Below are 10,952 nucleotides of genomic sequence, written 5' to 3' on the forward strand. Positions count from 1 at the left end.
ACCGTCTGCTCTCCGAACTCAAGGTACGACACCTTGCCAACGTGTTCATTATTGCCAGCGTGTTCGTAGTGTTGGGGACGACGTTGTACCCTTTTGATTTCACGCTTGATGAATTCAAGGAACGGCTCGATCATTTTCTCAACCAGGATTACAGGCATGTTCGCGGCCACCGGAACGATATCATCACCAACATCATTCTCTTCCTTCCTATCGGTTTCAGTTTCAGTATTCTCTCAACGCGGATGAAGTTCAGCTTCCTTCGGGGATTGTTCGGAGTGACGGTTGCGGGGGGATTGTTGTCCCTCACCGTTGAGTTGTTGCAACTGTTTCTTCCGTTTCGTTTCTCGTCGATACTGGATATCATGGCTAATGCTGCGGGATCTGCATTCGGCTACACAGGCTATGTGATCATTTCACGGACTGTTTACCGGACGTTGACTTCAGCTATCGAGAGAATAAACAAAGGACACAAAGTCGGGTGGTTGGCGGCAATGTACCTGCTGTATGTTCTCTGTTTGCTTCTCGGATCATGGCCGTTGCAGGTTTCGTCTTTCGTGGCCGAGTTCAACCTTGCATACCCGTTGCTTGTCGGTAATGAACCCGGTGGCTCGTGTCCGTGGAATGGCTCCATTAACGAGTTGGTAGTTGCGAACTACCCCTTCTCTCTTCAAGGTGTGGAGGAATATCTGGCCGGACGCGAGTTGAACGCCAATGATCGGAAGGATATTGTTGCTCATTACACCTTCGAGGGCGCCGGTCCGTATCACGACAAACTGAATCTCAATCCGCCCCTGGAGTGGCACGGCAAAGTCTCCGAGGCCCCTGATTCTGAGGAACACGCCCGAATTATGCCCGACAGATGGCTGCAGACGAACGAAGCCGCATCTTCGCTTTCCTATGCAATCATGCGGACGCTCCGCTACACTGTATGCTTTACGGTTTCGAGCAAGGATGCGAAGCATCAACATATTGCGCGCATGATTGCTGTCGCCTCCGATCCGTACCGCCAGAATTTTTCCATCGTGCAGATTCGCGACGATCTCGGCATCCGCTTCCGTTCCATGACTACGGGCATCAACGGCACGAATCCTCAATTCATGATCAACGGCCTATTTGCAGATACCATAACGCATCGGATTGTTGTTTCCGTCAGCCCGGCCCAGGTTCGCGTGTTCGTGGACAGTATTGAGAATGCCTACGCAATCGAACTCGGTCCCGGTTTTGCAATGCTCAACAAGTTCTTTCCGAACAACGGCAAGCTCTCCATCACCTCACCGATGAAGAATTTCCACCGGGTACTGTTTGCCGTCGTGGTGTTTGTTCCCCTTGGCTACTTGCTTGCGTTACTCGTGAGCGAGATACAACGTGGGGTCATCCTCCGGGTTCTTGTTGCTTGCGCCGGCATTGCCGTACCGCCGTACGTGCTTGAGCGGATGTTGTGTTATATGGTGGGAAGGGAGATCAGTTGGGCGAATCTCGCGATCGGATTTGCGTTGATGTTCGGGACTCTCCTCGTTACACTCAGCTCAAAACTCTACAGAATGAAATCGGCTGCCAGCATCAAAGAATCCCGATGACACCGCTCCTGAACGCTTGTCCCGTATGCGGAATGAAGAGCATCGAAATGTTCTTCGAAATGCAGACCATTCCCGTCCAATGCAACGTTTTGCACCATTCACGCGAATCTGCAACAGGCATCCGCAAGGGCAATCTGCAACTCGGGTTTTGTAGAGTGTGCGGACACATCTACAACTATACTTTTGATCACACTCTCATTGCCTACACTCAGGCGTACGAAAATTCCCTTCACTTCTCTCCCCGCTTTCAACGCTTTGCGGAAGAGTTGGCAAACGATCTCATCGACAGATACAATTTGCACAACAAAACCGTCATCGAAATCGGGTGTGGAAAGGGAGATTTTTTGAGAATGATGTGTGAGATTGGCGGCAACCAAGGCATCGGATTTGACGAGAGTTTTCAGCCGGATTTGTTGGAAGAAAATACTGGACGTTTTGCCGTCATCAGGGACTTTTACTCCGAGAAGTACTCCTGCTACAAACCGGATTTTGTCTGCTGCCGTCACGTTCTTGAACACATTTCTTTTCCGGCGGAGTTTCTGAAGAACATTCGGGAGCTCATACCGCCCGAATGCCCGCTTTACTTTGAAGTCCCGAACATGCTCTCGACGCTGCACGATCTTGCCATCTGGGATCTGATCTACGAACATTGTTCGTACTTCACACCGCAATCGCTGGAATACCTCTTCACATCAAGCGGTTTCGAAGTACTGAGGGTGGAAGAAAAATACAACCGGCAATTTCTCGGCATCGAGGCCAGGCCCGCAACGCAGCTCGCCCGATTCACACAAATGAACGACACCAGCATGGCGAATCTCTTTCATCTCATTAGTTCTTTCTCCGACAACTACAACAAGAGAATCGCAGAATGGCTAAGGCGTTGGGCAGATTGGAAGCACAAGCGCATCGTCGTGTGGGGCAGCGGTTCCAAAGGAGTTACATTTCTCAACGTTCTGCGTCCCAACGTTGAATATGTTGTGGATGTGAATCCGCGCAAGCAGGGAATGTTCACAGCCGGAACGGGCCAGTGCATCGTCGCGCCGGAGTTCCTGGTTGACTACAAGCCCGACGTTATCATCGTCATGAATCCGATTTACGAAGAGGAAATTCGCGGCAAACTGCTGCAGATGGGACTGGTCGCAACTACTGCGGTTGCCTGAATCCTGGGTTTGTTATCTACTAAAAGGACGAAGCACATGAACGACACGATCGTTTTGGCGGCATTTTATCTTTATCATTTAGAAAATGAACCGGCGTATCGTCATCATCAGCAAACCCGGGAACGTTGAGGGGATATGGAAGATGGCGACGGCATCGATCGACAAACTGACTTGATAATCTTCACGGAAGTATGAAGAGTTTATTCAGCAACTCAACAACACGCTTGCGCTTCGATCGCAACGAACTCTCCGGGAGCTTCGGCGATATCGGAACAGACGTTCCGCTCATCGCGGGAATGATCATCGCCTGCGGACTTGATACAGCGAGCACGCTGGTGATGTTCGGGCTTATGCAGATCGCGACAGGCCTTCTCTACGGACTGCCGATGCCCGTGCAACCGCTGAAAGCAATGGCAGTGTTGATGATCGCCCAGAAATTGGATGGCAGCATACTGTACGGCGGCGGACTTGCCATCGGTGTTCTGATGATGGTTTTGACCGTGACCGGCCTTCTGGAATGGCTGGCAAAGTTGATTCCCAAAACCGTTGTTCGAGGCATTCAATTCGGCCTCGGCCTGTCACTCGCTTCGCTTGCCCTCAAGAACTACATTGTTGCAGATGCCACAGCGGGCTACGTTCTGGCGGCAATCAGCTTCATCATCGCCCTTTTTTTGATGGGGAATAGAAAATATCCTGCCGCCTTGTTCATCATTGTGACGGGCTTCGCGTACGCGTTCTTCTTCACAATCGACTTCACGACAATTGCCGGAGGCATCGGGCTCGCGTTGCCGGGAATTCACACCCCGGCAATGAATGACATTCTTCAAGGACTTCTGTTGCTTGCGCTTCCACAGCTTCCGCTCTCACTCTCGAATTCCGTCATCGCAACGCGTCAAACAGTATCCGATTTTTTCCCCGAAAGCCCGTTGACCATCAAAAAGATCGGACTCACGTATTCGATCATGAATCTCGTTCTCCCCTTTTTCAACGGCATCCCGAACTGTCACGGAGCCGGCGGATTGGCTGGCCACTATACATTCGGAGCAAGAACAGGCGGCTCGGTGATCATCTACGGCTCGCTGTATCTGGTTCTCGGACTTTTTTTCAGCGATAGCTTCACGGAAGTGTTGAAAGCTTTTCCGTTACCAATTCTTGGTGTAATTCTTCTGTTTGAAAGTCTGTCATTGATGGTATTGATGAAGGATATCACGGCCTCGAAATCCGATCTCTTCATTTGCCTGCTCGTTGCACTCATGGCCTTCGGCCTGCCCCACGGATATGTGATCGGGCTTGTCGTGGGGACGGTTGTGTGGTATATGATGCGGAAAGGAATTCTTCGGAAGGAGTGACAGCCGTTTGTGTAGAAGGCAAATTGTTTTCGAATTCGAAAATGGGTAGAGTATTCAGGAGCATACTATTTTTCGGACCTCAATCCCGATGCATCTCATCTCCTTCAACAATTCAACCGACCATCACCGCGATCAGATGGCGTCGCTTCTTGTTGATGCGTTTGCCCGGTTTGAGTCGGGCTGGAAGAACGCCGACTCGGCGCAGGCGGAGGTCGGGACATTCAACGCGAAGGATCGTCTCGCCTGGCTTGCCCTTGAAGGCGATACTCTCGTCGGATGGATCGGGGCGATTGTCTGTTCGAAGCATTTGTGGGAATTACATCCGCTTGCGGTTCATTCCGATCATCAGCGGAAAGGAATCGGCAAGGCACTTGTCCAGCGACTTGAGTTCGAAGCACGGCAGCGGGGTGTTTCCACAATCATGCTCGGCACGGATGACGATTTCGGCGGCACGTCGCTGTACGGCAAAAACCTCTATCCCGATGTGATCGGGCATCTGAACACGATCCAATCCGTGAACAATCATCCGTTTGAATTTTATCGTGCCCTCGGCTACTCGATCATCGGCATTATTCCCGACGCCACCGGGCCGGGCCGCCACGACATATTAATGGCCAAGAGAGTCTCATAGAAGAAACAGGAATCGGAGATGTTGTGTATGAAGTTGATCACTATTGCAGTTCTGATCTGTTCATTCCCTGAAGCAGGAAGCGCCCAAGAAATATCCGCATCGACTGAACGGCCGTGGAGCGTGAAGCAACTCGTTGAACATCACCTCTCAACCAAAAAGAACGTCGCCGTTCGGGATGTGTACAAGATGCTGTATCACGCACATTTCGGAGTCGAGCATCTTCTCACGGATACGGCAGGCATTCGTTCGTACCTGCTGCGGGAATTGGGATCGATGTCGGCTACGCCGGAGAACGAGCCGCTTGCGGAACGCATCTCGACCACCAACACAATGGTTCGTATCAATCTCCGCCCCTTCACAGCACGGAACCTTGACCCGGAGCTGCTCGTAAAGGCAATGTTCGCATCAGCGGCTGAAACGACACCCGATACATTCCAGTTTCGTCGGGAGTGGAACATGTATGTTGACCTTGTGCGGTACGGCTTTCTGGATTTTCCGATGAACGAGGTACATGAAGTCAGCCGCCTGATTGAGGAAAAGGGCATCGTTCCCGTTCATCATAGCGAAGCATACCGGGAGGCAAATCATCCGGCCTACAGGGTTGTACAACGCAGGGTGTTTGAGCGTCTGTTCGGCGATTAACCGGCTCGCTGCAATGATGTTGTTGCATCTCTCTTTCCGCCTCTGTAATTTTAACCATGAAACGGTTCTTGACATCCGTTCTCCTCTTCTCATCAACAGGCCTGTTGGCGGGCAGCAAGATTGACGCCCGTCTTGCAGAAGTTCTTCGATTTCTTCCACCCGACGAAACGACTGTCGCGTGGATCTTTTTCACGGACAAGGGTTCGCAGGAAATCTACAAATCCGCTGTACCCCGGTCGGTTGTTTCTCCCCGGTCTTTTTTGAGAAGATTGAAGGCCCGCCCGACGGAAACGGCGGTTGACTATACAGATCTCCCGGTCGAACAGCGTTATATTGAACAGCTTGCCGCTCATGGTATTTCGATCCGTCAGACATCGAAGTGGTTCAACGGCGCAAGCGTACGTGGGACGAAAGAACAGCTTGCACAGATTGAAGCTCTTCCGTTCGTCCGAAGCATTGAATTGCTTTCACGGTTCAGGAGAGATCGCATTGAAGAACAGCAGGAAATACCAACCCTGCTGTCATCCCAACCATCGACTTCCGGTTTGGCAACGAATTTTGATTACGGATTGTCGTTCGGCCAGTTGAATCAGATCAACGTACCGGCCGTTCACACCATGGGCAATTACGGGCAGGGAGTTATCATTGGATCGTTTGACAACGGGTTCCGTCTGCTCAATCACGAGGCATTCGACACGCTGCGGACACGCATCGTTGCCACGTATGATTTTGTTGACAAGAAGATCAGCGTTGTGCCGAACAATCCCGATCCCTCATTCGGTGCACATGGCATTGTCACGCTTTCGGCGCTTGCCGGCTTCAAGCCGGGCGAGTTGATTGGGCCGGCGTTCGGCGCAAGCTTCATTCTCGCACGAACGGAAAACGACAGCAGCGAAACACCGATCGAAGAAGACTATTGGGTCGCGGCTATCGAGTGGGCGGACAGCATCGGAGTAGATGTTACATCAACTTCGCTCGGATATCTCACCTACGATCCGCCCTATACAAGCTGGACGTGGGAAGATATGGATGGCAACACCACGGTAATTACCCGCGCGGCCGACATGGCGGTGAGCAAGGGCATCGTGGTGTGCAATTCGGCGGGCAACAACGGCTTTAACGCGGCACGCAACACGCTAAACGCCCCGGCTGATGGCGATAGTGTTCTCTCAATCGGAGCGGTAAATGCCGACGGCAACCGGGCCAGCTTCAGTTCCATGGGCCCGACAACCAGCACTCCCCCACGCATCAAGCCCGATGTGATGGCTCAAGGTTCGTCGGTGCGTTGCGCCAGGCCGACTGATCCGACACAATACACGTACTCCGGCGGAACATCCCTCTCTTGCCCGCTTGCCGCAGGCGTCGCCGCCCTGCTGATTCACGCGAAACCGACAGCAGGCCCGCTCGAAATTATGAACGCACTGAAGGAAACTGCCAGCAACGCAAGCTCTCCGAACAATCAAATGGGGTGGGGAATCTTGAATGCCCACCACGCGATCACAAGTGTCCGTGGATCCGGCACCGCGCCCGGTACGTTTGTGTTGTACCCGAACTATCCTAATCCGTTCAATTCGGGAACAACAATCCGTTACGATATCGGAGAATCGAGCCACGTAACGTTGACTGTCTACAACCTTCTCGGGCAGCAAGTCAGAACCCTGTTCAGCAATCCTGAGACACAAGGTGTGAAGACTGCATTTTGGGATGGAGCAACCAACAGCGGCATTTCCGCGGCAACCGGAACATACTTTTACAGGCTCGTGGTAATTACATCGTCGGGTACATCCTACGCTGAAACACGTAACCTGACGTTACTCAGATGATTTTTTCAGCACTTCAGGGAATCAGCTTCCTTGATTCTCAATAATAGCTTGAGTATACTCAACGCATTCAAACCATCTCATCCATAAAAATAAGGAAAGGAGCAATGATGAAGATTGCTCGCCTATTGGCATCACTTGTTAGTGTCGTGATGTTCTCACTACCCGGGTTTGCGGCAGACAAGACGGGCCCGAAACTTACCGCGGCGTTCACCGCCTTGAACGACAACGATCAGATTCTCGCGTGGGTGTTTTTTACCGATAAAGGATCGAGGGAACATCTCCGCTCAGCAGTGCCGCTCGATGTCGTGTCGCCCCGTTCAATTCAGCGTCGGTTGAAAGTCAGGGCTGCGAACAATGTTGTGGATTACACAGATCTTCCCGTTGAGCAGCAGTACGTTGAACAGATTGCGCAGCAGGTAGTACTGGTCCGGCAACAATCAAAGTGGTTCAATGCCGTAAGTGTGCTTGCAACCAAAGCCCAGCTTCGAAACATTGAATCTCTCCCCTTCGTGAGCAGCCTCGAATTGCTGTACCGGGCAAAAACCAACCGTGAACTCGAACAAGAGATTCCGGATACCGACTCGCCGGAGGGTCATGGTGGTGGTGGCGGAAACCAGATTTACAGTTTCAACTACGGGACATCGCTCAACCAGAATCAACAAATTAACGTCCCGGCTTTGCATGACATTGGGAATTTTGCCCAAGACGTGATCGTCGGGGTGTTTGATAACGGATTCCGGTTGCTCACGCATCAGGCGTTCGACACGCTACGCCCGCGTATTATCGGAACATATGACTATGTCGATAAGAAAGTGAGCGTTGTCCCCAACAATCCAAGCTCGAGCTTCGGCTCGCACGGAGTCAACACGCTTTCTACGATAGGCGGATTCAGAGAGGGGCAACTTATTGGCCCGGCGTTCGGGGCAACGTTTATTCTTGCCAGAACAGAGAATGACAGCAGCGAGACTCCGTTTGAAGAGGACAACTGGGCCGCGGCAATTGAATGGGCGGATAGTCTCGGCGTTGAGGTGACCAGCACGTCGCTCGGCTACAATACATACGATCCGCCCTACCCGAGTTGGACATGGCAGGATATGAACGGTAACACCACCGTTATCACCCGCGCGGCAGATATGGCAGTCAGCAAGGGCATCGTCGTGTTGAACTCAGCCGGAAATTCCGGAAGCTCAAGCGTCAACACTCTTGGTGCACCCGCCGATGGTGACAGCGTTCTGGCAATCGGGGCAGTGACATCGAGCGGAACCAGGTCGAGTTTCAGTTCGGTCGGGCCGACGACGAGCGTTCCGCCGCGTATCAAGCCGGATGTGATGGCTCAAGGTTCGAGTGTAAGAGTAGCAAGCGCAACAAATGCGACGGGGTATGGAAGCTCATCAGGAACATCCTTCTCCTGCCCGCTCGCGGCCGGTGTTGCGGCTCTAATTGTGAAGGCCCGCCCGAACGCCACGCCTGTGCAAATCGGCGATGCAATGCGTTCGACGGCAAGCAACGCTTCATCCCCCAACAATCTGATGGGTTGGGGAATTATCAATGCGGTTGCTGCTATCAATGCCCTGCCCCTGACAAGTGTCGACAACCGGGAAACTCAACCGGATGGTTTCATGCTCGAACAGAATTACCCGAATCCGTTCAACCCGGCAACAACAATCCGGTTTACACTTCCTGCAAACGGATTGGCAACACTGAAAGTGTTTGATGTATTGGGACGTGAAGTTGCCACACTTCTGAACAATGATATGCAGGCAGGCACTCACCAGCTGACACTCGATGCGAGCAATTTTTCCTCCGGCACATACTTCTACAAACTACAGTCCGGCAGCAACGTTGCTGTCAAGAAACTGATGGTCGTAAAATAATCTTCTGACGAGGTGTCCCGTTTTCGGGCGGGACACCCTTCTTCTAACCAATTCTACTGCTATTTCTCATACACATCTTCTTTCGCCCCGACGTTCATTCATGGAGGATACCATGCGTACGTATTCCTTTGCTTTGACAATTCTTCTGGTTTTCGTTTGTCTGTCTGCAAACAGTCAAACAACCTTTACAGATGTGACTGCAACTGCGGGAACCGGCTTGGGGGACGGTACTGCACGCGGATTCAGTTGGGTGGATTTTGACAATGACGGCTTGCTCGATTTGTTCATTCCAACAGCGGGAAATGTTCCCAACAAAGTTTATAAAAACAACGGCGACGGGACGTTTTCGGAAATCGCTGCCGCTCTCGGTCTGAACGATATGGCGAATACAATCACCTGCTCGTGGGCTGATTTTGATAATGACGGCGACCTTGATCTCATCACAACAGCTACGGCGGCAGCGACCGTGTTGTGGCGAAACAACTTCTTCCCTGGCGGCGACACTTCATTCACCAACATCACGGCAAGTTCGGGCATTGCAATGAGCGGAGCACAAATGCCTGCATGGGCCGATTACAATTTGGATGGATTTCTTGATGTGTATTCTCCTATTTCAAACTCCTCTGTCTCATCGGATGCGTTGTATCGGAACAACGGCGACGCCACGTTCACGAATATGGCCGACAGTGCAGGAGTAAATCACCAGGTTTCCGGAATCCTCGAACAGGCGGTTCATTGGGGTGACTTCAACAAGGATGGCTACGCTGATTTATTTATCGGGAATTTGCAGACTGGCGGACCCAGCTTCTTCCATCGCAACAATGGCGACGGCACATTCACAGAGATCGCTGCTTCACTCGGATTTCAGGGTGCGGCACGCGGCTCACAGTGGGTTGATTACAATAATGACGGCTTGTGGGACTACTCGGTTGCAGGATACGCGGGAGGAACGAATGCCGTTCCGGTCAAGCTCTACCGCAACAACGGCGACGGGACTTTCACTGACGCGGCAGCCCAGGCAGGGATCACGGATGCCGTTATTTCTTGGGGAGTGACGTGGGCGGATTTCGATAATGACGGATATGAGGATTTCTTTGTTACCGTGTCAGGACAAAGTACTTCGTGCCTGCTCTATAAGAATAACGGAGACGGCACGTTTACGAATGTTACATCGCAGGCCGGACTTCCCGCCTTCGCTCAACTCAGCGCAGCATGGGGCGATTATGATAATGATGGGGATATGGATCTGTACACATCGGGCGCTGCCTCGGCGGGCAACCATCTCTTCAGAAACAACTCCGACACGACAAACAAATGGCTGAAGGTGAATCTGGCAGGCTCGACTGCCAATCGGTTTGGTGTCGGTGCCCAAATTGAAGTGTACGCAGGCTCGCTTCGCATGATGCGTGAAGTAAACACGGCAATCGGATACCGTTCACAGAATATGCTGACTGCTCACTTCGGACTTGCCGGCAACACGCTTGTGGATTCCGTTGTTGTACGTTGGCCGAACCAGCAGCAAACCAGAACTGTTCAGAGGAATGTTCATGCCAATCAAGTTCTTACGCTGACAGAAATCCCCAGCCAGCATGTTGAAGAACTAAACAGCCCGTTAATGTGGCGCCTTAAGCAAAACTATCCCAATCCCTTCAATCCTTCGACGCAAATCACGTTTACTATACCTGCCCCAGGCAGTGTCCGGCTGAGAGTATTCGATATTCTTGGAAAGGAAGTTGCGGTATTGGTTCATGAAACAAAGGCAGCGGGAACTTATACAGTTTCATGGAACGCGAAAGCTCTCGGAAGCGGTGTTTATTTCTATCGGTTGGAAGGCAGCGGTGTTGTTCTGGCAAAAAAAATGCAGTTGTTAAAATAAGAAGTTGACATTGCAGTTTG

8 protein-coding genes are annotated in these 10,952 nt (G+C 51.8%); all 8 read left to right on the top strand.

What is annotated here, in order from left to right; translation table 11 throughout:
• The coding region (locus KF749_00005; protein MBX2989527.1) for a VanZ family protein at nt 1-1,577 on the top strand (1,577 nt) is incomplete at its 5' end.
• The gene (locus KF749_00010; protein ID MBX2989528.1) at nt 1,574-2,737 is read left to right on the top strand and encodes a methyltransferase domain-containing protein; all 1,164 of its coding nucleotides are present in this window, start codon (nt 1,574-1,576) and stop codon (nt 2,735-2,737) included. The genes KF749_00005 and KF749_00010, both read left to right, overlap by 4 nt.
• A gap of 191 nt (nt 2,738-2,928) precedes the next feature.
• The gene (locus KF749_00015; GenBank protein MBX2989529.1) at nt 2,929-4,086 is read left to right on the top strand and encodes a putative sulfate/molybdate transporter; all 1,158 of its coding nucleotides are present in this window, start codon (nt 2,929-2,931) and stop codon (nt 4,084-4,086) included.
• Between the two features lie 88 nt (nt 4,087-4,174).
• A complete protein-coding gene (locus KF749_00020; GenBank protein MBX2989530.1) occupies nt 4,175-4,717 on the top strand; it encodes a GNAT family N-acetyltransferase in 543 nt (180 codons plus the stop codon).
• Between the two features lie 27 nt (nt 4,718-4,744).
• Entirely contained in the window at nt 4,745-5,359 is a 615-nt protein-coding gene (locus KF749_00025) for a hypothetical protein (GenBank protein ID MBX2989531.1), read from the top strand.
• 56 nt (nt 5,360-5,415) lie between these two features.
• The gene (locus tag KF749_00030) at nt 5,416-7,182 is read left to right on the top strand and encodes a S8 family serine peptidase (GenBank protein ID MBX2989532.1); all 1,767 of its coding nucleotides are present in this window, start codon (nt 5,416-5,418) and stop codon (nt 7,180-7,182) included.
• Nucleotides 7,183-7,286: 104 nt separating this feature from the next.
• Nucleotides 7,287-9,056 (top strand): S8 family peptidase, encoded by a 1,770-nt coding sequence (locus KF749_00035; protein ID MBX2989533.1) that lies wholly within the window; start codon nt 7,287-7,289, stop codon nt 9,054-9,056.
• 112 nt (nt 9,057-9,168) lie between these two features.
• Nucleotides 9,169-10,932 (top strand): VCBS repeat-containing protein, encoded by a 1,764-nt coding sequence (locus tag KF749_00040; protein MBX2989534.1) that lies wholly within the window; start codon nt 9,169-9,171, stop codon nt 10,930-10,932.
• The last annotated feature ends 20 nt before the right edge of the window (nt 10,933-10,952 follow it).

It is taken from the genome of Bacteroidota bacterium, assembly GCA_019637975.1.
GTDB lineage: Bacteria > Bacteroidota > Ignavibacteria > UBA10030 > UBA6906 > CAADGV01.

Coding starts and splice junctions, on each gene's coding strand:
- KF749_00040 (MBX2989534.1), top strand. CDS start 9,169: ATGCGTACGTATTCCTTTGCTTTGACAATTCTTCTGGTTTTCGTTTGT.
- KF749_00015 (MBX2989529.1), top strand. CDS start 2,929: ATGAAGAGTTTATTCAGCAACTCAACAACACGCTTGCGCTTCGATCGC.
- KF749_00035 (MBX2989533.1), top strand. CDS start 7,287: ATGATGAAGATTGCTCGCCTATTGGCATCACTTGTTAGTGTCGTGATG.
- KF749_00030 (MBX2989532.1), top strand. CDS start 5,416: ATGAAACGGTTCTTGACATCCGTTCTCCTCTTCTCATCAACAGGCCTG.
- KF749_00010 (MBX2989528.1), top strand. CDS start 1,574: ATGACACCGCTCCTGAACGCTTGTCCCGTATGCGGAATGAAGAGCATC.
- KF749_00020 (MBX2989530.1), top strand. CDS start 4,175: ATGCATCTCATCTCCTTCAACAATTCAACCGACCATCACCGCGATCAG.
- KF749_00025 (MBX2989531.1), top strand. CDS start 4,745: ATGAAGTTGATCACTATTGCAGTTCTGATCTGTTCATTCCCTGAAGCA.